At 57.8% G+C, this 24,539-nt stretch carries 20 protein-coding genes; 10 read left to right on the top strand and 10 right to left on the bottom strand.

The window, feature by feature from the left end:
* Positions 1 to 70: 70 nt before the first annotated feature.
* The 4 genes from CTP10_RS39350 to CTP10_RS39335 all read right to left on the bottom strand — a co-directional run bounded on the left by CTP10_RS39350 (position 71) and on the right by CTP10_RS39335 (position 5,127).
* Entirely contained in the window at positions 71 to 1,090 is a 1,020-nt protein-coding gene (locus CTP10_RS39350; protein WP_058698231.1) for a LacI family DNA-binding transcriptional regulator, read from the bottom strand.
* A gap of 129 nt (positions 1,091 to 1,219) precedes the next feature.
* Positions 1,220 to 2,206: a Bug family tripartite tricarboxylate transporter substrate binding protein gene (locus tag CTP10_RS39345; protein WP_043355346.1), complete on the bottom strand. Its 987-nt coding sequence runs from the start codon at positions 2,204 to 2,206 to the stop codon at positions 1,220 to 1,222.
* 58 nt (positions 2,207 to 2,264) lie between these two features.
* Positions 2,265 to 3,488, bottom strand: coding sequence for a CaiB/BaiF CoA transferase family protein (locus tag CTP10_RS39340; RefSeq protein ID WP_058698232.1), 1,224 nt, complete (start codon positions 3,486 to 3,488; stop codon positions 2,265 to 2,267).
* A 34-nt stretch (positions 3,489 to 3,522) separates the two neighbouring features.
* Positions 3,523 to 5,127, bottom strand: coding sequence for an FAD-binding oxidoreductase (locus CTP10_RS39335; protein ID WP_043355342.1), 1,605 nt, complete (start codon positions 5,125 to 5,127; stop codon positions 3,523 to 3,525).
* Between the two features lie 472 nt (positions 5,128 to 5,599).
* Between CTP10_RS39335 and CTP10_RS39330 the strand changes: the two genes are divergently transcribed.
* The 6 genes from CTP10_RS39330 to CTP10_RS39305 all read left to right on the top strand — a co-directional run bounded on the left by CTP10_RS39330 (position 5,600) and on the right by CTP10_RS39305 (position 12,075).
* Positions 5,600 to 6,481 (top strand): LysR substrate-binding domain-containing protein, encoded by an 882-nt coding sequence (locus CTP10_RS39330; protein WP_058698233.1) that lies wholly within the window; start codon positions 5,600 to 5,602, stop codon positions 6,479 to 6,481.
* A 332-nt stretch (positions 6,482 to 6,813) separates the two neighbouring features.
* Positions 6,814 to 8,325 carry an FAD-linked oxidase C-terminal domain-containing protein gene (locus tag CTP10_RS39325; protein WP_043355338.1) on the top strand — a complete coding sequence of 504 codons (1,512 nt, stop codon included), beginning with the start codon at positions 6,814 to 6,816 and terminating at the stop codon, positions 8,323 to 8,325.
* 1 nt (position 8,326) lies between these two features.
* Entirely contained in the window at positions 8,327 to 9,400 is a 1,074-nt protein-coding gene (glcE, locus tag CTP10_RS39320) for a glycolate oxidase subunit GlcE (protein ID WP_058698234.1), read from the top strand.
* 10 nt (positions 9,401 to 9,410) lie between these two features.
* Positions 9,411 to 10,670 (top strand): glycolate oxidase subunit GlcF, encoded by a 1,260-nt coding sequence (gene glcF / locus CTP10_RS39315; RefSeq protein ID WP_043358198.1) that lies wholly within the window; start codon positions 9,411 to 9,413, stop codon positions 10,668 to 10,670.
* 127 nt (positions 10,671 to 10,797) lie between these two features.
* Positions 10,798 to 11,322 carry a gamma carbonic anhydrase family protein gene (locus CTP10_RS39310; protein WP_058698235.1) on the top strand — a complete coding sequence of 175 codons (525 nt, stop codon included), beginning with the start codon at positions 10,798 to 10,800 and terminating at the stop codon, positions 11,320 to 11,322.
* A 306-nt stretch (positions 11,323 to 11,628) separates the two neighbouring features.
* On the top strand, positions 11,629 to 12,075 hold the full coding sequence (locus tag CTP10_RS39305; protein ID WP_081050314.1) for a MarR family winged helix-turn-helix transcriptional regulator: 447 nt from the start codon (positions 11,629 to 11,631) through the stop codon (positions 12,073 to 12,075).
* A 257-nt stretch (positions 12,076 to 12,332) separates the two neighbouring features.
* Here CTP10_RS39305 and CTP10_RS39300 read toward each other — a convergent pair whose 3' ends face one another.
* The 5 genes from CTP10_RS39300 to CTP10_RS39280 all read right to left on the bottom strand — a co-directional run bounded on the left by CTP10_RS39300 (position 12,333) and on the right by CTP10_RS39280 (position 17,529).
* Complete coding sequence (locus CTP10_RS39300) at positions 12,333 to 13,760, bottom strand: NAD-dependent succinate-semialdehyde dehydrogenase (protein WP_058698237.1); 1,428 nt, start codon at positions 13,758 to 13,760, stop codon at positions 12,333 to 12,335.
* Between the two features lie 62 nt (positions 13,761 to 13,822).
* Complete coding sequence (locus tag CTP10_RS39295; protein ID WP_043355327.1) at positions 13,823 to 14,791, bottom strand: Bug family tripartite tricarboxylate transporter substrate binding protein; 969 nt, start codon at positions 14,789 to 14,791, stop codon at positions 13,823 to 13,825.
* A gap of 31 nt (positions 14,792 to 14,822) precedes the next feature.
* Positions 14,823 to 16,019, bottom strand: coding sequence for an NAD(P)/FAD-dependent oxidoreductase (locus CTP10_RS39290; RefSeq protein ID WP_058698238.1), 1,197 nt, complete (start codon positions 16,017 to 16,019; stop codon positions 14,823 to 14,825).
* A complete protein-coding gene (locus CTP10_RS39285; RefSeq protein WP_043355325.1) occupies positions 16,019 to 16,216 on the bottom strand; it encodes a ferredoxin in 198 nt (65 codons plus the stop codon). The genes CTP10_RS39290 and CTP10_RS39285 overlap by 1 nt, the downstream gene beginning before the upstream one ends.
* 23 nt (positions 16,217 to 16,239) lie before the next feature.
* Positions 16,240 to 17,529: a cytochrome P450 gene (locus tag CTP10_RS39280; protein ID WP_196765234.1), complete on the bottom strand. Its 1,290-nt coding sequence runs from the start codon at positions 17,527 to 17,529 to the stop codon at positions 16,240 to 16,242.
* A gap of 1,035 nt (positions 17,530 to 18,564) precedes the next feature.
* On the opposite strand from CTP10_RS39280, the gene CTP10_RS39275 reads away from it, so the two are divergent.
* The 3 genes from CTP10_RS39275 to CTP10_RS39265 all read left to right on the top strand — a co-directional run bounded on the left by CTP10_RS39275 (position 18,565) and on the right by CTP10_RS39265 (position 22,225).
* Positions 18,565 to 19,941: an MFS transporter gene (locus tag CTP10_RS39275; protein WP_070940839.1), complete on the top strand. Its 1,377-nt coding sequence runs from the start codon at positions 18,565 to 18,567 to the stop codon at positions 19,939 to 19,941.
* A 10-nt stretch (positions 19,942 to 19,951) separates the two neighbouring features.
* A complete protein-coding gene (locus CTP10_RS39270; RefSeq protein WP_058698260.1) occupies positions 19,952 to 21,559 on the top strand; it encodes a GMC family oxidoreductase in 1,608 nt (535 codons plus the stop codon).
* 327 nt (positions 21,560 to 21,886) lie between these two features.
* Positions 21,887 to 22,225, top strand: coding sequence for a DUF4286 family protein (locus CTP10_RS39265; RefSeq protein ID WP_052495067.1), 339 nt, complete (start codon positions 21,887 to 21,889; stop codon positions 22,223 to 22,225).
* A 230-nt stretch (positions 22,226 to 22,455) separates the two neighbouring features.
* Here the strand turns inward: CTP10_RS39265 and CTP10_RS39260 are convergent, their stop codons facing one another.
* The gene (locus CTP10_RS39260) at positions 22,456 to 23,487 is read right to left on the bottom strand and encodes an AraC family transcriptional regulator (protein WP_271816295.1); all 1,032 of its coding nucleotides are present in this window, start codon (positions 23,485 to 23,487) and stop codon (positions 22,456 to 22,458) included.
* 91 nt (positions 23,488 to 23,578) lie between these two features.
* Between CTP10_RS39260 and CTP10_RS39255 the strand changes: the two genes are divergently transcribed.
* Complete coding sequence (locus tag CTP10_RS39255) at positions 23,579 to 24,535, top strand: sterol desaturase family protein (protein ID WP_334223343.1); 957 nt, start codon at positions 23,579 to 23,581, stop codon at positions 24,533 to 24,535.
* The last annotated feature ends 4 nt before the right edge of the window (positions 24,536 to 24,539 follow it).

Raw genomic sequence — 24,539 nt, 5'->3', positions numbered from 1 at the left:
CCGGTGAGGGCCTAGCTAGAGCGACGGCTGAGTTCCGTCCGTAGCGACAAAACGTAGTTTGGCTCACCAACTATCGGGGCGGCGCCGTACTTTCGCGAACTACAAGGTCAGGCTCGAACTCGGTCTGATTGCGTTTGGACCCGCCTTCAATCTGATCAACCAGGTTACGAGAAGTAAGTTCGCCAATCAGAACGGGATTCGAGTGTACGGTCGTGAGTGCGGGCGTCATCAGTTCCGCCATCTGCCAGTCGCCGAAGCCTGAAACTGAGATGTCGCTCGGAACCGATAGTCCCAATGTGCGGCACTCCGCGATCGCTGCCACAGCAACGAAGTCATTGATGCATATCAGGGCAGTCGGCTGTTCCTGATGCGGCAGCGAGTCATTACGCTCGAGACAGGTCCGAACCGCTTGCCGGACGGCAGATGCTTCGTACGGTGTCGGGAGAATGCGGTCGTCGGGTATCGAAATGCCGTTCTCACTGAGGACGTCTTGGATGCCCAGAAGTCGTTGAGAGGAGAGAAATTGAGTCTCTAGTGGCCCTGGGAGGACGGCAAACTTTCGATGTCCCTGTTTGACCAAATAGCTCGTCAACCTGCGCATCGCCAAGCGATTGTCATATCCCACCGTGGGATGCATACCCTCACGATCGACGGCCCACATTAGGACATACGGAATGGCATGCTTGTGGATTAGCGAGAAGACGTCAGGGTGATGCTGTGACCCGATAATGGCGATTCCGTCGACTCTGCGCTCCAAAAGCGCGCGCGCGCAGCGTAGTTCTGTCTCACTGTCGTCCCGGTGGCACGTCAATAAAACGGTGTATCCGAGCCGATCGAGCTGCGCCTCTAAGGTATCGACCGCTTTCGCGTAAAGCTCGTTCATCAGTGTCGGCGCAATGATGCCGACCGATCGCGTGCGCCCTTGACGCAGGTCCCGAGCCGAGGAAGACGGGACGTAGTTGAGGCTTGCGATGGCGTTCTGCACGCGCTCCAGCGTGTCAGGTCGCAGCCGATCCGGCGATGTCAGTGCACGGGAGACTGTTGCCGAGGAAACGCCGGCGAGGAGGGCGACTTGCTTGACATTCACCATATCGGATCAGCGGTTATCTTCAGCCTGGGATATCGGCCGACTGCCGTCATTGTAACGACCTTGGTAGTCCACAGGCAGTTTCCGTCGTCGGGGGGTATCCCGACGACGGACCGGCATTCCCGGTGAGGGCTAGTCGAGCCGGACCTTTGCTGAATCAGCCACGCGCTTCCATTTCGTAACTTCGGTGCGCAGAAACGCATCGAATGCTTCCGGGGTGCCGCCTGCGATCTGCGCGCCTTGAGCCATCAGCTTGTCGCGGACCTCCGGATCCTGAAGGGCTTTGTTGAACTGGCTGTTCATCTTAGCAACGATGGCTGGTGAGGTCCCGGTCGGCACCATAAATCCACCCCAAGAAACGGCTTCGTATCCGCTTATCCCGAGCGCTTCATCTACCGTCGGCACATCGGGCAGTGCCGGCAATCGAGTCTTGCTCGTGACCGCAAGAGCCCTGAGTTTTCCACTCTTGACATGTGGCATTCCAGCAAGCGCGGTGGGAAGGGCAACATTGATCTGCTGACCGAGCACGTCTGTGAGCGAAGGCGCGTCTCCCTTATAGGGAACGTGGTTCATCTTGACGCCAGCCATGGTACTAAGGAGTTCCCCGGCCAGATGGCTGCCCGAACCGTTGCCTGCAGATCCAAAGGTAATCTGTCCTGGCTTGGCCTTTGCTAATGAGACCAGTTGGCGCAGGTCCTTCACCGGCGAATTTGCTGCCGTGACGATAATGAGCGGCACCTTTGTCACCAAGACAACTGGCGTAAAGTCTTTCAGCGTGTCATAAGGAAGTCTCCCGTATACGGCCGGGTTGATGGCATTCGGCCCAAGGTTGGCCATCAGCACGGTGTAGCCGTCAGGCTGCGCCTTCGCAACGGCTTCATTAGCGATGATGCCGTTTGCGCCAGGCCGGTTCTCCACAACAACAGACTCTCCCCATGCCTGGCTAAGCTTAGCGCTTAGGAGCCTGGCGGTCACGTCTGAGGCGCCGCCAGGGGGATAGGGAAGAACGACCCGAATCGGCTGGACCGGCCATTCCTTAGCGTGGGCGGCGGCCAGACCGATGGTCAGTGTCACTCCGCAAACGGCTAATGCCCCCGCAATTCGTAGCAATCGATGCATGTCTGTCTCCTTTGAACGTGATCTTTATGGTGATCACTGTGGTCGGGCGGATTACACGTCAGATCGTCCCATCGCGGCGCATTGCCTCAATTTGCTCCACAGACTTCCCGAGCTCATTTTTCAGGATGGTTTCAGTGTGTTCGCCCAGCGCTGGGGGCGCGCGAAGGTAGTCGATACTGCTGCGAGAGAACTTGATAGGGTTCGCAACCTGGGGCGCGCTTGCACCGCTGCTGTGGGGCAAAGAGAAAACCATTTCACGCGCCCGGATATGGGGATCCTCCAGTGCTTCTGGAATGCTCTGGATCGGGCCACAAGGTACGCCGACCGATTCCAGCAGTTTGAGCCACGTGTCTCTCTCTTCTTCTTCAAAGCGAGCCGAGAGCACCTCCACAAGACTTTCACGGTTCTTTAGACGATCCGCATTGCGTCGATAGCGGTCATCATCCGGAAGATTGATTAAACCCAGCGCTTCGCACATGGCTCGGAACTGCCGGTCATTACCGACTGCTACGATCAGAGAGCCATCGCTTGCAGGGAATGACTGATAGGGTGCGAGATTGGGGTGCGCGTTGCCCCAACGACGCGGGTGGCTCCCGCCCACCAAATAGTTCGAGGCCTGGTTTGCCAGCCACGCCACCTGCGTATCCAGCAGGCTCATATCGACGTACTGCCCGCGGCCACTGCCGACTCGCTCAAATAGCGCGCTGACAATTGCAACGCTTGCATACATGCCAGTCATCAAGTCCGATATGGGCACCCCGCATTTTTGCGGGCCGCCACCGGGGACGCCGTCGCGCTCGCCTGTGATGCTCATCAGCCCGCCCATGGCTTGCACCACGAAATCGTATCCAGCCCGCTTGCGGTATGGGCCCGTCTGCCCGAAGCCGGTGATGGAGCAGTAGACGAGCCGAGGATTGATCTCACTCAGGGTCTTGAAGTCCAACCCGTAACGTTGCATATCGCCGAACTTGTAGTTCTCAACGAAGACGTCGCAATCTTTGACTAGCTCGTGCAGCAAATCCTGACCGACCTTGCTGCTGACATCCAGAGTGATCGAACGCTTCCCGCGATTGGCGCAAAGGAAGTACGCCGACTCTTCCGTCGTCGTGCCATCCTCACGAGTAAGGAAAGGCGGGCCCCAAGCTCGCGTGTCATCGCCGGTGCCGGGACGCTCAACCTTCATCACGTCAGCGCCCAGGTCGGACAATAGTTGCGTGCTCCAGGGTCCAGCAAGGATCCGGCTCAAGTCTAGGACCTTGATACCTGCAAGGGGGCCTGCCATATCTCCTACTCCTCTTTTTTGAGTTTCTAACTAATTAGCTCGGGTCGAACAGCACGCCAGGGTTCAAGACCTGGTGCGGATCAAAGGCCTGCTTGGCGGCCTTTAGCGCGGTGCAGAACAGCTCCGGCCGTTCCTTGTCGTACCAAGGGCGATGGTCCCGACCAAGCGCATGGTGGTGGGTCACCGTACCGCCTGCGTCCACCATGGCTTGCTCTCCAATGCGTTTGATCGCTTGGAACTGCTCGGGCAATCGAGCCTTATCGCCATAGGCAAACCACGTGAAATATGGCGCAGGGCCATCAGGGTAGAGGTGGGTAAAGCGGCAAGTCACCGAACCCGGGCGGCCGGTAACTTCGCGAATGGCCCGATGCGTTTCTGCCTTGACGTGCGCGTGAAGAGCGGCGAACTTGTCCCACGTGCACGCGGTTTCCATGGTCTCGCGCATGACGCCGCGAGCAATGGCGTACTCGCGCAGGTATGGGCCGCGCAGGAACTTGTTTCGCCAGCTCGATGTCGCAGCGTCCGCACCACCTTGGTTTCCGCTGACCGGATCATCGTCCCATTCGCCGCCGCACTCCGCGCAAATTTCCAGTGCTCGCTTCAGGCGTGCCTCGACCGGGTGGTCGGCGGACTCGAATCCCAGCACGAGAATGTCATAGCTGCCGTCGCTCGAACCCGTGTACAAGGCTTCTTCGCGTTCCACAAGGCGGGCATTGGCAGGGTTCAGTCCAGATTGAGACAGTACCCGTGTGGCCTCGACAGCGCGCGCATAGTCACGGAAACGTACGGTCACCTGCTTGCGGAAGACCGGCCGGCGGTGAAGCTTGACCCACGCCTCGGTAATGATGCCCAGTGCGCCTTCGGAGCCGAGGAAAAGTCGATCCGGATTGGGTCCCGAACCCGATACCGGGAAACGTCGGGATTCAATGGCACCCTGGGGCGTTACCACTCGCATGCTCTCGACGTGGTCGTCGATCTGAGTGAACGCGGTCGCAAAGTGGCCTGCTGCTCGCGTTGCGATCCAACCCCCCAGTGACGAGAACTCCCACGCTTGCAGGAAGAATCGCATGGTCAGGCCGGTGGGCTTGAGCTGTCGTTCCAGCTCCGGGCCAAGGACGCCCGCTTGAATGCGCGCGGCCTGCGATGTTTGGTCTACCTCCAGCACTTTGTTGAAGTGCTTCATGTCGATGGACACCACGCCACGGTAACGATCGTGCTCGGGCGGATTCACGCCGGCCACGACGCTGGTGCCGCCGCCGTACGGAACTGCAGCAACGTTCTGGCGCCCGCACCAGTCGAACAGGTCCACGATGTCCTGCTCAGTGCGCGGGTAGGCGATGACGTCCGGCGGGTTGGAAAATTCCCGGCGCATTGCGCGCGCAACATCCATGGTGCCCGCGCCGTAGGTGTGATACAGGCGGTCGTAATGATCGCTTGTGCAGATTTCGCGAAGCGACGCGGGCAGCTGTACGCGAGGTTTGCGCAGCGAAATTTCTTCGGGCGTCGGAAAAGGTGTCGCTTCGAAGTGCTCGACACCCAGCAAGCGTGTCCACGCTGCCTCGAACTCCCGGATTTCGTCCGGCGTGACGGTGTCACCCTCATAGCCCCACCCGTAAAACTTACGACGACGTTCCTGCATTGTTGCCTCCTGTGTGATGTGGTAATCGATTACATACGTTACGGTAACCTGCGTCAGAGACTGTAAATAACCAATGCCAGTACGGTGATGAGGCGAAAACAGCACTGCGTGCAATCGATTACATAAGTTTAGATTGGTGCGGCATAATGTCAAGCAGTTAACGCAGTCGCGGCCATGGGTTGGAGCAGGAGTCGACGAAGAGGTCGGATCGCTAAGAGACCTTCCCGCGGCGAGGTCACTGTGGGTTGGAGAGCGACTTACTTGGTGGTCTTCCCTTGCAGGGCGTCAGGTACGTCCTTGCCTGAGGACCCAGTGAGTCGATCCTGAGCAAGCAATCTGGGGGCGCTTGCTCGTTGCAGCGTTGGCATGGTGCTCGAGCGACAGAGCAGCAAGAAGTGTGGCCGCTCCCTAGGCCTCAAGCGATGACATGCGGCATATCCGCCCTGGGTAGCCCACCAAACGGAGAGAAGATATGGCCCTGCAACACATCCCGCCCATTCAATGTCTTGTCACCTTCGAGACGGTTGCAAGGCTTCGGAGCGCCACACGTGCCGCCGACGAGTTGTGTGTAACAACCAGCGCCGTGAGTCATCGAATCCGCCAGCTTGAATCTCACCTCGGTGTTGAACTCTTCGGGCGGAGTGACTTCACGCTTTCTGCACATGGTGCAGCGTACCTGGCGAATGTCCGAAGCGGCCTCGCTGCGCTACAGCAGATGCCGGTCAAAAATGGAAAAGCCTCTTCCACGCGACTGCGGGTCGCGGTGACCCCAACTTTCTCCAGGCAGTTCCTGATGCCCAAACTGGAACTGTTCCGCAACAAGTATCCGGACATCGACCTTATCTTGCAGGTCTCCATCCCATTCCTGGACGTCACAGCCGAGCCATCCGATTTGGAAATCCGGTACGGCGCGGGCGGATATGCGGACGTCGATCATCGCGTCGTTCTCTCGGAGGAGGTGGCGCCGGCTTGCAGCCCTACCTATCTCAACGAGTTCGGCCCCTTCGAAGGCTTCGAAATGGCGGGTGAAATCGACCAGGCGCGTCTGATACGTAGCCCGCTTGAGCCTTGGACGACATGGTTCTCCGCATGTGGATTGACGAGAACGGAGCCGCATGTGGGCGCTCAATTCAACGATCTAGGGCTTCTCTATGACGCAGCCGCGTGCGGGTTCGGCGTGGCACTAGTGAGGACCCGTATGGCGCAGTCATGGCTAGAGGGGGGGCGACTCATCCGCATATCGGATCGATCCGTGCCTTCACAGATGGCGCACTACTTATGCTGGGAACCTGGGGCCCTGGAGAGATGGGAGTGCGCCGCCTTTATGGAGTGGCTCACCGACTCGCTAAGTTGAGCGGCCCAAACACGGCAATCAAGTTTTCTGCAACTCAACCGCAAATAACTCTCAACCTGCTATATCGCGTGATTGTCTACAGTCAAGTCATGGCGTCTCGTCGACGCCTTTGACAGAAGTGTATTAGAACCTCCCCACACAATGCATCGCATTCATCGCTCAACGTTTGAGCCTCAGCGCCCGGAAGCAACGCTCCGCCTTGGAGCTGCAGCATCCGTCCAGGCTGATTGCGCGGTTCGCCGGCTCGCTACGGTCGCGCCGTCGCTCCGCACTGATTATCCAATAGACCGGCACAGCACGACGCAGCTTCATCGCACCAGGAGGGCAAAGTCATGAATGCGACGCGTGACGGCTGGTTGGCACATCCTACTGACGCTGAGCGGAGGGAAGCCCGGCGTGCGGAAGTGGTTTCCGCGCTAGAAGGCGTGCTGCCTAGGGACCTTATCCTGTCGCAGCGCGAGGACACCCAGCCATTTGAATGCGATGGCCTTACGGCCTATCGGGCGCAGCCGCTCGTCGTGGTGCTTCCCGAAACAGAAGAGCAGGTTGTTGCCATTCTGCGAACGTGCAAGACGCTCGGTGCGCCCGTCGTGGCTCGGGGCGCAGGCACGGGATTGTCAGGCGGTGCGCTCCCACATGAGATGGGCGTGCTCCTTTCGCTCGCTCGTTTTAACCGGATCGTCAGGGTAGATCCTGTGAGTTGTACCGCAGTGGTCCAATGCGGTGTACGCAACGCCGCAATCAGTGAGGCAGCCGCTACGTATGGGCTGTACTACGCCCCCGATCCGTCCAGCCAGATTGCCTGCACGATCGGTGGAAACGTGGCCGAGAATTCCGGAGGCGTCCATTGCCTCAAGTACGGACTCACGTTGCAGAACGTAATGAAAGTACGGGGATACACCATTCAGGGCGAGGCGATAGAGTTTGGATCGGAAGCCCTTGATGTCCCTGGGCTCGATTTGCTCGGCGTCGTTGTAGGCAGTGAAGGGATGCTCGCAGTGACATTGGAAGTCACCGTCAAGTTAATTCCTAAGCCAGAACTTGCGCGATGCATCGTTGCAAGCTTCGACACCGTCGAAGCCGCTGGTGACGCCGTAGCCAACGTCATCGCGGCCGGCATCATCCCAGCCGGCCTGGAACTGATGGACAAGCCGATGACCGCCGCCGTAGAGGACTTCGTGCATGCTGGCTATGACCTGGACGCGGCCGCAATCCTATTGTGCGAGAGTGATGGGACGGCGTTGGAGGTCGAGGACGAGATTGTGAAGATGAATGCCGTCCTCACCGCCAGCGGGGCCACTCGTCTTGAAGCAAGTCAGGACGAGGCGCAGCGTCTTCGTTTCTGGAGCGGGCGAAAGAATGCATTTCCCGCGACGGGGCGCATGAGCCCGGATTACCTGTGCATGGATTCCACGATTCCTCGCAAGAGTCTCGCTGCGATCCTTCGAGCAATCAGCGAGATGGAGGTGCGCTATGGGCTTCGCTGCGTGAACGTGTTCCACGCCGGCGACGGGAATCTACATCCGCTGATCCTTTTCGACGCCAACAATCCCGAAGAACTGCACCAGGCGGAGCAATTCGGCGCAGAGATTCTGGAAACAAGCGTCACGCTTGGCGGGACGGTGACCGGAGAGCACGGTGTGGGCGTGGAGAAGCTGAACTCAATGTGCGTTCAGTTCTCAGGCGCAGAGCGAGAACAAATGTTTGCGCTGAAACGTGCATTCGATCCGCAATCGCTCTTGAATCCTGGGAAGGTAATTCCGACGCTGCATCGATGTGCCGAATATGGTCGCATGACTGTTCGGCGTGGGATGCTGCCGCATCCAGAAATCCCGAGGTTCTAGAATGACGACGATCCCCACGGAAGTGTCTCATCTGATTGAGACAGTCCTGCATGCAAGAAAAACGAAGACCTCTCTCAACATCGTTGGCGGCGGTACGAAATGCTTCTACGGTGAAGAGCCGTCGGGTGAACCGTGTGATGTCCGGCGCCTCAGCGGAATTTGCAGCTATGAACCGTCTGAGCTGGTTGTCACCGCTCGTGCAGGCACACCGCTAGAAGAACTTGAGGCCGTGCTGGCCGAGCACAATCAGTACCTTGCCTTTGAGCCGCCACGCTTTGCTAAAGGAAGTACTGTCGGAGGAGCGGTCGCGGCAGGTCTGAGCGGGCCAGCACGCGTCGGGGTAGGGTCCATTCGGGACTTCGTTCTCGGCGCGACCATGATTAACGGCAAAGGCGAGCTTCTGACATTCGGCGGGCAAGTGATGAAGAACGTTGCCGGTTATGACGTTTCGCGTCTCCTGGCCGGCTCAATGGGAATACTCGGTGTTATCTGTGAGGTCTCGCTGAAGGTTCTGCCCATTCATTCATCGAGGATCACCCTGGTCATCGAACGCGACGAAGCAGGGGCGTTGTCTCTCTTAAACGGGCTGACTCGGCAAGCATTGCCAGTCAATGCGAGTGCCTGGCACGACGGAAAGCTGTTCCTCCGACTGAGTGGTGCAGCCTCTGCTGTCACGGAAGCCAGAAAGCGTTTGGGCGGGACTGAGCTGGAACCAGACGAAGCGTTGTCCTGGTGGGATGCCGTCCGCGACCACCGCCACGACTTCTTTTCACAGAGCGACGCGCCTCTCTGGCGTGTTTCCGTTCCGGCAGTCTCCCAACCCTTCTTGGCCGCGAATCAGCTTATTGAATGGGGTGGTGCATTGAGATGGCTATACACCGACGATCCCATCGAGGACGTTCGGGAAATGGCGTCATCGCTTGGTGGTCACGCCACGCTGTTCAGGGATCCGCATCATAGGAGCGGCGTGTTCACGCCACCGAGCGATGCGCTCTTCGAGATTCATCGCAATCTCAAGCAAGCGTTTGATCCCGATGGCATCTTCAATGTTGGTCGGCTCTACCCCGGCCTGTAAGGGGCTCCATATGCAGACAAAACTAAGTCATGAGTTTGCCAACACTCCAGAAGGGGCGGAGGCCGAAGAGATTCTGCGCAAGTGCGTGCATTGCGGCTTTTGTACGGCAACGTGTCCGACTTACCTGCTTCTGGGCGATGAACGTAACGGACCCCGGGGACGCATCTACTTGATGAAGCAGTTGCTTGAGGGGGAAGAGGTCACAGCAAGCACCCAACAGAATCTAGACCGCTGCTTGACGTGCCGGAACTGTGAAAGCACCTGTCCCAGCGGTGTCGAGTACGGCAAGCTAGTTCACATTGGGCGGAAGCTAGTCGATGAGCGAATTCCTCGTCCGCCAAAAGACCGCGCGGTGCGTTGGCTGCTGCGTGAGGGGCTAACTTCGCCATTGTTCTTGCCGGCCATGAAGATTGGCCGAATGGTTCGGCCGCTACTTCCTTCCAAGCTCGCCAACAAGCTTACGCCGAGCAGACCTGCGGGTCAGCGCCCAACGCGCCGCCACGCCAGGAAAGTGCTCATGCTCGAAGGTTGTGTGCAGCCGGCGATGATGCCGAACATCAATTCTGCGACCGCGCGGGTACTCGATGCAGCCGACTTTCAGGTTGTAAGTGTTCCTCGAGCCGGTTGCTGTGGCGCGATCCGGCTGCACACCGGAGATCACAAGGGCGGCCTCGATGATATGCGCAGAAACATCGACGCCTGGTGGCCGGCGATTTCCAGCGGTGAAGTCGAGGCAATTGTCATGAACGCGTCCGGCTGCGGCGCGACCGTGAAGGACTACGCCGACTTGCTAAAGCATGACGCGGAGTACGCCGAGAAGGCAGCTCGGGTTAGCGAGTTGACCCGCGACCTGAGCGAATTGCTTCCTGAACTTCTGCCAAGACTGCGCGGCAAAGTCAAAGCGTGCGACAAGCCGGCCTTGGCGTTCCATCCGCCGTGCACGCTGCAACACGGCCAGAAGCTGCGGGGAGTGGTGGAGGAGCATCTGGGACAGTTGGGCTTTTCCGTTCATCGTGCCAGCGTGGAGAGTCACCTTTGTTGCGGCTCAGCCGGCACCTACTCCGTTCTGCAGCCCGAAATTTCACTCCAGCTCAGAGACCGCAAGATCGAGCATCTGAGCGAGAAGCAACCTGACTGCATCGTGTCCGCGAACATCGGTTGCATCCAGCATTTGCAAAGTGGAACGCCCACGCCAGTAAAGCACTGGATCGAGGTACTGGATGATGCAATCGAGCCGGCAGTCCAACCAGAGGAACAAGTATTTATCTAGCGGCAGGGCAAGAAACGGCGTCGAAGTCGGCACGGGCTGCGAGAGCGGCCCATGCAGTAGTGTTTCGCCTCCTGCAAGTAACGCGGTCGGCGAAAAGTTAGTCACATCAAGATAAGAGGAGCATTTTGTGGCGATCTATCGAATTGGAGAGAAAGAACCGACAATTCATCCGAGCTCGTATGTATCCGAGCATGCGGTAATCATCGGCGACGTGGAAATCGCCGAAGACGTGTCCATCTGGCCCGGCGCTGTGATCCGCGGCGACAATGAAAAGATCACGATTAGGCGAGGCGTGAACGTCCAGGAGGGGGCTGTGTTGCACACCGATCCTGGCTTTCCCGTCGAGGTAGGCGAGATGGTCTCCATTGGACACCAGGCGATGCTTCACGGTTGCAAGGTCGGAGCACGTAGTCTGGTCGGCATTCAGGCTGTGATCCTGAATGGATCCGAACTCGGACAACAATGCCTCGTGGGGGCCGGATCCTTGATCGGCGAGCGCAAGAACTTCCCGGCAGGAAGCTTGGTCATGGGCACACCTGCAAAGCAGGTACGTGAACTAACGGAGGAAGTCAAAGCTGCGATCGAGAAGAACGCTGACGACTACATTAACAAGGCGAAGACGTACAAGAAGGACCTGGTCAAGCTGAGTTAGCAAGCTCCGCGCGTCGGCGGATCAAGCGTCGACGCCTTGAGACGAGAGCGCCAGCCAGCGCCTCGTCTCGTCATCCCTCTCCATCAAGATTGGTGCTCCGGCCATCGCGAACGAACGCGACAAGGCCCGGCCTTGAGTTGCTACCCGGCCACAGGCACAGAACCCCTTCACGCGCCGCCGCTGTCTGCGTGGTCGCTACCCTCACCAGTCGGACCATATCGACTCGGTGCCTCCAGGTACTTCGCGCGATCATTCTTCACTGAATCGTTATATCATCTGCTCAGTGATTGCCCCCTTTTTGTAGACATGACAGAACCTACGGTTGAAATGCTTGCGGACGAACTTAGACCCCGCTTGATGCGGATCGTTGTAGCGCTGCGGCGGGAAATGAGAGCGGCGCACGTGCCCCCCGCGCAGAGCGCTGTTCTTAGTGCATTGCTCGTAAGAGGGCCGATGCGAGTTAGCGATCTGGCCAGGAATGAAGGCGTCAGATTGCCTACGATGACGCAGATTGTCGGGCGGATGGTCGACGCCGAGTTAATCGCGCGCTCCGCACCCGTCGGCTCGTACAACAACATGATTCAGATTACTGATGAAGGCCGGGCTGTGGCCGGCAAATTGGCCGCACAGCGGACGGCGGCACTGGGCAAGCGCATGGAGGGATTGACGCCCGAGGAGTTGCAGACGGTGATCGCGATGTTCCCCATCATCGATAAGATGTTCAAAAGAGAACCGTGGCTGGACCACGAGTAATACCAACGAAATCTTCCTGGAAGACGACACGATTCGAGAAGGCTTATCGCTAGCCGGCCGCGCTTGCGCTGCAACTGCGGAGCCATGCAGGGAGTTGTCAGAGTCGCCGAGAGCAACCGCATCGCCCAATATGGGCCGCACTGCCGCGACCTATACGCTAATAAAAAAGGCGCCTAACACTCACTTAGGCGCCAAAACCTGACTGGGAACGTAGCTTCGGGGGAAAGGGCGACGTATCGCCCTTTGCGGCCCCCGATCTACACTTGAGTTACAAATTTCGTGACGAGATAGCCGTCGAACGTCTCGGTCCCACCCTCACTCCCGATACCGCTATCTTTAATGCCTCCAAACGGTGTTTCGGCGAGAGCGCTTCCAAAGTGGTTGATGTTGACCATGCCGGCCTCAAGGCGGGTAGAGACAGCATGCGCTGTCTTCGCTGACTCGGTAAACACGTAAGACGACAGGCCGTAAGTCAGTTTGTTCGCCCGTGCCAGCACCTCATCCAGATCGTCGAATGCTACAACCGGGGCGACAGGGCCGAATGGCTCGCAAGTCATGAGCATGGAGTCGTCTGAAATGTCTATAACGACGCTGGGCGCGAAGAAATGTCCTGTGTCGCTGCACCTGGTCCCTCCCACGACAACCTTTCCGCCGCGCGCTTTGGAGTCGGCAATCAACCCTTCCATTGCAGCAACACGGCGTTGGTTTGCGAGCGGTCCCATCTGTGTCGAGCTGTCTATACCGTTGCCGACCCGCACTGCGCCAATGACGTCCGTAAAACGCCTGAGGAACCTATCGTAAGCCCCGCGCTGGACGAAGAAGCGGGAGGGCGAGACGCATACCTGACCAGCGTTTCGCAGCTTGTAGTTTGCAAGCATCTCGGCGGCGGTATCGACATCCGCATCGTCGAAGACGATTGCAGGGGAGTGACCACCAAGCTCCATAGTGATTCGCTTCATATGGAATCCTGCGAGAGCTGCTAGTTGTTTGCCAACAGCAGTGGACCCCGTAAAGGAGATCTTCTGGACCAGCGGAGATGCAATGAGGTGTGCTGACACCTCCGCCGGGACGCCAAATACAATGTTTAAGCAACCAGGAGGAAGGCCCGCATCATGGAACAGTTGAGCGATCGCCAGCACGGCACTCGGCGTCTCTTCTGGTCCCTTCAGAATGATCGTACAGCCTGCGCCAAGCGCGGCAGAGATTTTCCGGATCGCCTGATTGAAGGGAAAATTCCAAGGGGTGAAGGCTGCGCAGACTCCGACCGGCTGACGTAGCACGAGCTGGCGGACGTTAGGGTTGCGGCTGGGGATCACGCGGCCGTAGATCCGCCGAGCCTCTTCTGCATGCCAGTCCGCATGCTCTGCACAAACCGTTACTTCGCCCACGGCTTCGTGCAGAGGCTTCCCCTGGTCAATGGTCATGTTGCGGCCGATTTCCGGCGCCCTTTGACGGGCGAGCTCCGCAACTTTACGCAAGATTGCACTGCGTTCCAAAGGCGATGAGTCGCGCCACGTCAGGAAAGCTCGATGAGCCGCCTCGACGGCGGTGTCGAGGTCCTCGCGGGTGGCGAGCGGCAGTCGCCCAACGACCTCCTCCGTCGCAGGGTTGACTACGTCCTGGTGTCGCCGGCCTTCAATGCCGAGAAATTCGCCATTGATGTAAAGGGATAATTCTGGATACACAGCGTGTACTCCAATGACTAAGAGGTTAGCTACGAAATTCTGTGCTTGTGACGGAGGTCGATCTATTCGAGCTTAAAATCACCGACCTTAATTACTGCATCAATGCTCTTCTTGCGCTGCTTAAGGTAGCCCTCGAAATCCTCCGGGGACTGCGTAATGACTTCCATTCCAGTGCCTTGCATCCGCGTGCGAAGCTCGCCGTTCTTCAAAATCGTAGCGACATCGCTCTGCATTTTTTTGATTGCGTTCTGGGGCATCTTGGCAGGCGCATACAGGGCGATGGTTCCCGTAAGCTGGACGTCAATCCCCGCTTCCTTGAATGTAGGGACGTTTGGCAGCATAGGCGAGCGTTCTGGCGTCGACACGGCAAAGGCCTTCACTTTTCCAGCCTTAACGAGTTGCGCGATCGGTGCCATATCGATCATGAGCATATCGATCTCGCCTGAAACGATAGCGGGGACACTTTGCCCAGCACTCTTGTAGCCGACTGGGGTCATCTTTACCCCGGTCTTTTGCGCGAACTCCTCCATACCGACACGCATGCCCAAGTTGGCCCATCCGTACGTGAACTTCCCGTTGGCCGCACGAGCTGCCTTAATGAGGTCAGCGAGGTTGTTGTATGGCGCGGAAGCCGGGGTCACCACAACGAGTGGGGTTGCGGCTAGCCCGCTCACAAGGGTGAGTTCCTTGGTGGGATCGACAGCAACAGTGGGGCGCAAGTTTGCGTCGATGATCAACGTGGACGGGGGCATGACCAGAAGGATCGAACCGTCCGGTTCAGCTCGCGCGACAGCCTTGCTGGCGATCGCCCCGTTTGCGCCTGGCCGATTTTCGACGATTACGGGCCGATTCCAGATTTTTGCCAGCTCTTCGCCAACTGCGCGTGCAACTACGTCGGTGCCACCGCCCGGTCCGTAGCCAACAAAGAGCCGGACCGGCAACGGGCCAGATTGCTGGGCGTACAGGATGGAGGGCAGGGCCAGGGAGCAGAGTAGGACTGCTCTGCGGATAGCCGAAGCGGGTTTTGTCATGTTGTCTCCTCTTTTATTATGAAATACAGCCTTAACCTGCTACCGCAGCTGGAGCGTGGCTCTTCGTCCACTCCTCCTTCAACGGCTTGATGTGCTCACGCGCTTTTCTACTGGCGTTCCAACTAAGAACGCCCATCAAAACGTCTCCCTGGTAGTAGCGAAAGATGCAGGAGTCGTCTTTCAGTTGATCCCCTTCGACAACTTCAACGGTGTATTGAGGGCCGATGCGTCCGTAGCTGTGGATTTGGACCTGGTACTGATCCGACCAGAAGAACGGCAGCGGAGCGTATTCAACGCGAGAGCCGAGCATGTTCTTTGCCGCGGCCATCGCCTGTTCGCTTGCATTCGTCCGGTGTTCAATACGCATGTGCTCGCCGTAGCCTTTGTGAAACCACTCTGCAGCATCGCCGGCGGCATATACGTTCGGGGCTGCTTCACAGTATTCATTGCAGACTACGCCGCTGCGGATGTTTAATCCGCTGCACCACTGCACGCTGGGAACTGCGCCGATAGCCACAACAATTACGTCGCAAGCAATCACAACCCCAGTGTCCAAGCGGACTTCGGTAATGGTGCGGTCACGCCATTTCACCTCCCTGAGTTCGCAGTCGTTGTGGAAAACCACGCCGTTGGCTTCATGGAGTTTTTCGATCCGCTTCCCAACGATATCCCCGACTCGCGCCCCGAGAGGAACTTTCGACTTGTCGATGACGGTCACCTCACAGCCGCTGGTCTTTGCAATCGCCGCTAACTCTGTGCCGATGAAGCCCGCGCCGACTACTAGTACCCGCTTTCCGGCAGTCAGATGTTCCCGAATCGCCAGCGCGTCGTTTAAGTTGCGCAGGCTGTAGCAGTTCGCCGCCTGGCTGAGGTTGGGAATCACTCGAGCGTCCGCGCCCGTGGCGATCAGCAAGCGATCATATTGAAGTGTGGAGCCGTTGCTGAGTTGCAGTGAACTGGCGTCCGTATCGAGGCCGGTGGCCGATGTCCCGTCCAGGTAGTGCAGGTTCAGCGCCTTCATGCCGTCTTCGGACACAAGGTTGAGCGCCTCTACCGGACATTCTCCTGCCATCAGCCGCTTTGAAAGAGGAGGGCGGTCATAGGGCATGCCGCCTTCCTTTCCAATCAGCGTGAGCCGCCCTCCCCAGCCCTGTGCGCGCAGCGCTCGTGCTGCCGTGATGCCGGCGGCCGAGGCGCCGGCAACGACGATGTGCTCGGGGGAGTTCATCACTGATCCTCGTGAATCTCGATGGCGAGCGCTGGGCAGATGCCAGCCGCCAGGCGTGCTGATTCGAATTGGTCAGCCGACGGCTCTGCGTTCAAGAGAATGACGATGCCATTGTCCTTTTGGTCGAACAGATCCGGCGCGTTGACGACACATTGACCAGAACCGCAGCACTTTTCGGGGTAGATTGTGATTTTCATGATGCTTCTCATTTAAGTCGGGATTACCAGCGAACAGGGAGTTCCTTGACGCCATACATGAGTGAATCGCCCTTGAACTCAAGGCTTTCCACGGGAACAGCAAGCTCGAGGTTCGGAAACCGCTCCAGCAAGGCGGTGAACATGATCTGCATTTCGAGCCGTGCGAGGGGTTGACCGATGCACTGATGCGGGCCGTATCCGAACGAGACCTGCGTCCTTGAATCTCGGCGAAGGTCGAACACATTCGGATCTTCAAATTTCGAGCTGTCGCGATTGGCCGAGACACTCAGCACTACAACGGGGTCGCCCGCCTGGATCATTTGTCCGTTCACGACAATGTCCTCGGTCGCGACACGACGCTTTCCTGAATGTGTGACATCCAGATAGCGCAGAATTTCTTCCACCGCATTTGGAACGAGGCTTGTGTCTTGTCGAAGCTCATTCCAGATATCCGGTCGTTGCAGGAGGAAAAGCACTCCCATTGCGGTCGTATTCGCCGTGGTCTCGTGGCCGGCAATCAGCAAGAGCCTTGCAAGGGAAACAACGTCCGTTTCGGTGATATCGCCCTTTCGTACGTGATTGACGATGAGGCGGCTGAGGATATCTTCCCCGGGGTTCTCCGATCTCTTCGCCACCAGGCCCTTCAGGTACACCTCGCACAACTCATGATTTGCGGCGATGGCCTCCTCAAGCGTCGCACTACTCGACGTCAGGACCATCGCCAGTTCCTGAAAGAAGTCATGGTCTTCGTACGGAACGCCAAGCAACTCTGAGATCGCCAATGCCGGCGTAGCCAACGTAAAGGCGCTAACCAGGTCGGAGGGTTGAGGCTTTGTTGCGAAGTCGTCCAGCAGCTTGTCTACGATCGCCTGAATCCGCGGGCGAAGGGCCTCGATTTTGCGGATCGAGAATTCACCTGTCAGCATGCGCCGATGCTCTGCATGCTTGGGTGCATCCATGGTGATGAAGGTCCGGTTACTACCCCGGGCAACTTTCATTGCAGCACTGACAGTGGGATAGCCGGGATTCGTAATGTCAGAACTAAAGCGAGGGTCAGACAGGACCGAGCGGACGTCGTCATAGCGCGTAATCAGCCAGGCGATCTTTCCGTCCCAGAGCCTAGCTTGCCCCAAGCCGCTTCCTTGCTGCATCTGGAAGTACACCGGCGGCGGCGACAAAGGATCGACCCGTTCGGGCGGAAAGTCGGGGATGCCGCTGTCCCCGCCAGCGTGCATCGGACACGTGGACTGCGCAGGTGAGGCCGCGTGAAACGGGCAGCCAGTCGACTGCGTGGGGGTTTGGGGGGCGGTCATGAATATGTCTCCGATGGGAAATTGTGAGTACATATTAGGTAGCCTACCTACTATGTGCAAAAGGGGTTTACCCTAATCGGTGCAGAGGATTGACCTCGCGTCACAAATCTCGAGCGGGACCAGGGGTGGGAGAGGAGGGCGTGGCTAGACTGGGGGAGCCCAGTTGGCCTGAAGGCGGGCGACCGCCGATTTCAGTGGTCAAGATATGCCGCCGGTGACCCACTGGGTATGCGCGAGGACTGTTTGCCTTCTGGTTGTTATAGCTCGTCCCAGGGTAGATATGCGGTCCGGCCGGGCTGGCTGACGACAGAGGTCGGTACCGAGTGAGGCGCGGCCGGAGGCCCGCTTGGGACCTGCTGGAGGCCACCTTTGACGCCGGGACCTTCCGTGAGGTCGGGATCGCAGGGCTTCGGTTCTTACCTATGCATAGGCGTGAAAAAACACCCGCATGGACGTGGGGTTAGAAGTGTGCGATCGCCACCACTCGCTGACCAAGGGGGCAGCCTCACGACGCGTTGTTAAAGAGGCGCGGGGGGACAGTGAAGCCGGTGCAAGAAGGCAAGCGAGAAAGCCGAAGCGACCTCGCTTTGGCAGCCTACAAATCAAATAAATAGGCTCCAGCTCTCCCCTAACTCGGCACTGAGGTACTCGAACATCGACATGAATCGAAAGCGCTCCCATTGATTGAACGCCTCGCGTACCGCTGCCATCAGTGACATAGCTACCTCCGGGGTGATCGACTTTAGTTAGGGGGGCCACCGCAAGAAAAAAGCAGGTCTTTCAACACTCGTTCGCATCGGCGCATAGCCCATTCCACGATGCAATCGATTACATGGAGCATAGGTCGCCACGATGGTCTGTCAAGATAAAGTGTAAAAGTGCCATTTGCGGCTCAAAATCAGCCACCTGACTTCGTTGATGGGAGGGTAAACGCCTATTTGATTGTAATAGGTAGGCTACCTAATATTTACGACAAATAAGAGTAAGCGCGTTTCGGTTTTTCAAACATTGCTTATAGAAGTGGAGACAAAATCAATGCAACATCATCCCCGAAGAGGTTCGACCCCCACCCCCCAGCGGGTCCGGGATGTTCTCAAGCCGATCTCCGGTGCCGCCGTGGGAAACATGCTGGAGTGGTTTGACTACTCGTTGTATGGCTATCTATCCGCCACCCTGGCGAAGGTGTTCTTCCCAAGCAGCGACCCGATCGTTAGCCTGATAGCGGCTTTCGCGGCATTCTCCGTCGCATTCGTTACCCGACCACTCGGCGCTCTGTTTTTTGGATCGCTGGGAGACCGGCTTGGACGGCGCGATACGCTCGCGATTGTCGTTGGTTTGATCAGCGTTTCGACGGTGTTGGTCGGTGTCCTACCGGGATACGAGGCGATTGGCATCGCCGCTCCTTTGCTGCTGGTAGCCCTACGCATGATTCAGGGATTTTCCGCGGGAGGCGAAGCAGGTGGAGCACTCGCATTCCTTGCCGAGTACGCCCCGACACGCCGGCGTGGCGTTGTGATCGGGTTCTTTGGTATGTCGGCTGGAATTGGTGCGTTGAGCGGATCCGGTCTTGTTCTGGCGATCACCAGCATTTTTGGTCAGACGGCAGTTGAGGCATGGGCCTGGCGATTGCCCTTCCTGATCGCTGGCCCGATTGGGTTGGGTGCGTTCTGGCTGCGGCTGCGCATCGAGGAAACACCGGCATTCCGGTTGCACTTGGAACGCGAGGGCGCGGCACAAGCACCATTGCGGGAGGCCCTTCGTGACGACTGGCGAAGCATTGTCAAATGTCTTGGCGTAGCGATCTCACACGGCATCCCTTACTACTTGATCCTGGCGTATCTCCCGTCATATCTCGTGTCAACTGGTCGGTTGAGTAGCGGGCAAGCTCTAGCGGCGTCCGGCCTGGCCTTTCTGGGTTCAGTGATTGTGATCCCATTCGCTGCAGCGCTATCCGACCGCGTGGGTCGACGACCCGTCGCCTTTACGGCGGCATTGGCATACCTCGTCGTTGCGCTTCCTTTGTTCCGGATCGTCGTGGGCTCGACACCAGAGGTGGTAATTGCCACGATGGCTAGCGTCGGTGTACTGATAGGGATGTATGGCAGCGCGCCGTTCTGCATGATGACGGAGCTGTTTCCGACACGCACACGCTACAGCGCCATGTCGATAGGCTACAACATGGCCATGGTGCTATTTGGCGGCACCGCTCCTTTAATCAGCGCTTCTCTGACGAAGCTGACCGGAAACCCTTCATCACCCGCCTATTTCATGATGGGAGGCGCGGTGTTGTCTATTTTTGCCATCTTGGCGTCTCCTGAAACGTCACGAGTACCGATTGACGAGCTCGGACAGTCGGACGAGCACATTCGCCGCGTGCGCATGGCGCTCAAGGCATCGGCTCGCGTTGAGTGATCTCCTGATTATGAAAACCGCTACATACGACTACATTGTTATCGGCGCCGGCTCGGCAGGGTGTGTTCTCGCTTCTCGGCTGAGTGAAGATCCCAGCGTCAAGGTACTGCTGATAGAGGCGGGCGCTCCCGCGTCATCCATCTTTGTTCAGATGCCGGCAGGGATCCGGGTTCTCTATAAGAGTCAAAAATTCAACTGGCGCTATTGGACGGAGCCCCAGACACAGCTGGACAATCGGAATATTTATATACCCCGGGGCAAGGTGGTGGGCGGTTCATCCTCGATCAATTCCATGATTGCTATCCGGGGGAACCGATCCGATTACGACAACTGGGCATCTCAGGGCCTGTCGGGCTGGGACTATGAATCCCTTCGTCCTTATTTTCGAAAGATTGAGGATGCATCACTGGTAACGAAGGCGAGGAATGACGATCGCGGGTACGCGGGTCCGATTCGCCTGTCATACGGCACGCAGCAAAACGCCATATCGACTTCGTTCATAGAGAGCGCAGTATCTGCCGGTATGCCCGAGAACAACGGATTCAATGGCGCGTCGCAGGTAGGCGCAGGATTCTACGAGCTTACGATTGCCGAGGGAAAGCGATCCGGCGCTTATCGTTACCTGGATCGAGCAGGTAACCGATCCAATCTGACATTAATGGCGAACTGTAAAGTCCGCAGGATTCTCCTTGCTGGAAAGCGAGCGCAAGGCGTAGTGATTGAGGATGGATGGGAGGAGGTGGAGCTTCGCGCGGACCGGGAAGTGATTCTGACAGCAGGAGCCATTGCCTCACCGCAACTCCTGATGCTGTCGGGGATCGGACCGGCCAAACATCTGCAGTCGATTGGTATCGCTCCCGTGGTCGATCTGCAAGGCGTCGGTGAGAACCTTCAGGACCATCTTGATTGCGCGATTCGCTTAGAAGCGTCGCAGCCCAATACGCTTACGCCCTATATCGGCCTGGTAAGAGGCGGAATGGCAGGAGCTCGCTATCTTCTTTCAGGAGGCGGGCCGGCTTCCTCTCAAGGCGTTGAGGCAGGAGCATTCTACAGCTCCGGCGGAAATCCGGATCTGCCTGAGTGGCAGGCCCATCTGATCATTGCGATGCGTAATCCACCGCCGAACGAAAAAGTTCCCCACGGATTTGCAGTCCGCGTATGCCAGCTGCGTCCAAAAAGTAGAGGCGTGCTGCGACTGCGTTCCTCAGATCCGTCCGCTTCTCCCCGAATCGACCCTCGCTTCCTCTCAGACGAGTCTGACCTGGAGAGTTTGGTGCGCGGCGTGGAACGCACGTGCGAGATTGTCGACCAGCCGGCGCTCCGGAAGTACATCAAACGAAGGCTCGACATCGATGCTTTCTCCACCGGTGCAGCCCGTAAGGCATGGATACGCTCGCATGCGGAAACCATCTATCACCCGGTTGGCACGTGTCGCATGGGAGTCGACGACAACGCTGTTGTTGATGAGGAGTTGAAAGTTCGCGGGGTTGAGAATTTGAGAGTAATTGATGGATCTGTGATGCCCACGATCATCAGTGGGAACACGAACCTTCCCATTATGGCCATGGCAGAGAAGGCCGCAGACTTGATACGAAATTCACGCACATCCGCTCGTTGAAGTTTTCGGAGAACTCTGTTCACTGGCGATTGGAGCTTGCTCCGTCGCCTTCTTCCCGGTTGTCCCCTTACACGGGGACGAAAGGTTGCAGCATAGATTTCCCAGCATCGAACGGGAACGTCTACGGGCTTGCGTCGTTTGATGGAAGCGTTGGGCCACACCCTTTCTCTCAAGCGCCGAAACCGCCGGAATGCCAAAGCGCGGGTTCCAGCAAAGAGGACCACGTGAACAAGGGACTCGCCAGTCAACACATACCCATCACGGGCGCGTCACAGGGCATCGGCCGCTGGACATTCCCTGTACTTCAATAACCTTAAGGAGATAAGAATGGTCAAGTTCACCTATTTGGTACTCACGAACGCGGTTCCGGGGCGTGAAGAAGAGTTCAATCGCTGGTATACCGAGCAGCACCTTCCAGACGTGTTGCGTGTACCGGGCGTGGTGAGTGCACAGCGCTTCAGTCGCACGGAGCAGCAGCGAAAAGCGGGGCCTCATCCGTGGCAGTACCTGGCACTCTATAACTGCGAAGCCGCTGACCCGCAGGTCGTCACAGATGGGATCCAGGCTCGCGTCAACACAGCGGAGATGCAAATGAGTGACACGGTAGGCGATGTCAAATATGGTTGCTATTTCGAGCCAATCACCGAGGTGATTCGCAGTAAGTAGACGGCATGGAAGTACCTGCTTTCCCGTCGTCTCAAAGATGAGTCGGGTAGAAGCTCAACAGCTTCTCCGCCACGTGAGGCGACGGGCCAGGGCGGGTCGCTTACTCCGCCGTAGCGGCGATGGAAGGCCATGCAACCCGGTGCGAGAGCTTGGGACTTGGGCCCAGGAGGCCAGCCTAAAACCTTCAGCGCTGCAATCACATGGGCGACTGCGTTGTTGCCCGTAGCGGATCACGCATCCATTTCGCGGCGCCAGGCTTGCGGGCTCTGCGATGTCCATCTCCGGAATGCGCGAGTAAATGCACTGTGCTCCGAGTACCCAAGTATCCAGGCCACCTCAGCGAGCGAAAGCCGTGGATCTTTTAGGTAATTCTCTGCAATCCGGCGTCTCGTGTCGTCACGTAGCTCGCGAAATTTCAGACCCAGTTTGTCGAGTCGCCGCTGCAACGTGCGGGGGGTCATGTGCATGGAGGAAGCCACTGTTTCAAGGCTCACTTCGCCTTGACGCGCGAGCCCGGCTACCGCTTGCCTGATGGCATGTTCCATGTCATCCATCTTCGGCATGGCACCCAACACAGCCTGTACCTGAAGCTCCATGATTCGCAGTAGCGCTTCATCAGGTTGACGCAGAGGCGCCTGCAAAAGGTCGGCGGGGAAGCGCAGACTCGTCTCCGGTTGGTCGAACTTCACCGGGCAGCCGAAGTATGCAAGATAAGGGGTGGTGTCTTGAGGTGTTGCGTTAACAAAGCACACCTCCTCCAGCCTCACATCACCATCTGTCATGGCTCGCGTGAAACGGGTCATCGCAGCCAAGGCCGTTTCGTCAACGAGCGGCCCCGTTGGTTCCGTCGAACGGGGCCACGTCATCACGACGGACTTACCTTCGGTTCTTAGCTCCGCCGGCGTTACGTTTGCAACCACACGGTCGTACTGTTGCCAGCGTTGCAAGACAGCCCCGACGTCAGGGCAAGCCCCAAGTGCGTATCCAAGCACGCCGAGATGCGCAGGCGCAATGCGCTGGCCAACGTGCAATCCGAGGAGCGGATCATTGCAAACCTCGGCGGCACGCTCAAGCAAACGCCGCCAGTGATCGAGCGCGTAGAGTCGCACTTCCTGGCAATTAGGGCTGGATTCCCCCAGCACATGCACGGCATCCAGCCCTTGGTCCTGCAAGTAGTCGAAAAGCAGGTTCACGTAGGTGCTGGCGTAGTAAGCGGTGGGCGCGGACATGGGATGACAATGAACAATGTCGCGAAGTGTCAAGAAAGTGTCGAGGACTGTCAATGCGGAGGGTCACCAGTTTGATCAAACTGTCGGCAAGCCAAGCGAACAGGAGTCTAAATTGCCGTCCGATATGATGAACTGGCTGCATTCCATATTTGGGAAGTCCGTGGATTGGAAGCAGGCGTTCATGCTCAGCATGGTTCCTCTCTTCATCATTGCATTCAGTCTCGAGACCCTGATCAATCGAAGGCGTAGAGCCGAATCGACACTGAACTGGAAGGAGGTGTGGGCGAACATCGCATTGGGCACCACTTACCAGATCATGGAGCCCCTGGGAGTGGCTCTTGTGACAGGATCCATCTATGCGTGGGTATATTCAAAACGTTTGTTTGATATCCCGGTGGACGGTTGGACCATTCTCCCAATCATTCTGTCGGTCGAGTTCTGCTACTACTGGTTTCATCGCGCCAGCCATCGAATCCGCTGGTTTTGGGCGGCGCACGTCGTTCATCATACCGGCGAGAGCATGAACTTCACTACGGCGGCACGACAATCGATGCTCAATGTGGTCGCTGGGAGTTTCATCTTTTTCCTTCCTCCCGTGCTCCTCGGTGTGCCGCCGGCCGCAGTCGCACTCATCCTGGCCGTGAATCTGTCCTATCAGTATTTCATTCATACCGAACTGATCCGCCGCCTTCCTGGCTGGATTGAGTACATCTTCAATACACCGTCCCATCACCGTGCCCATCATGGCCGAAACGACCAATATATCGACAAGAACTACGGTGGCATGTTGATCATTTTCGATCGCATGTTTGGCACTTTCGAAGAAGAACGGGAGACGGTGCAATACGGCATCACCCAACAGATTAAGTCCTACAATATCCTGGTGCTGAATCTCCACGAGTTTGTCGACATGTGGCGTGACGTGATGTCACCGGGGCCCGTGTGGCAGCGACTGCAACACCTGTGGCGGCCGCCGGAATGGGTGCGCCGTGGTCATGAACCCATCCACACATGGACGGTGGACAGGAACGAGCCGACCGGCAGTGAGTCGACACCCACTCCGTCAACATCCGCTACCTGAGAGC

The sequence above is a fragment of the Cupriavidus sp. P-10 genome, from assembly GCF_003402535.2.
Classification (GTDB): Bacteria; Pseudomonadota; Gammaproteobacteria; order Burkholderiales; family Burkholderiaceae; genus Cupriavidus.
This window is presented reverse-complemented; position numbering and strand designations above follow the sequence as displayed.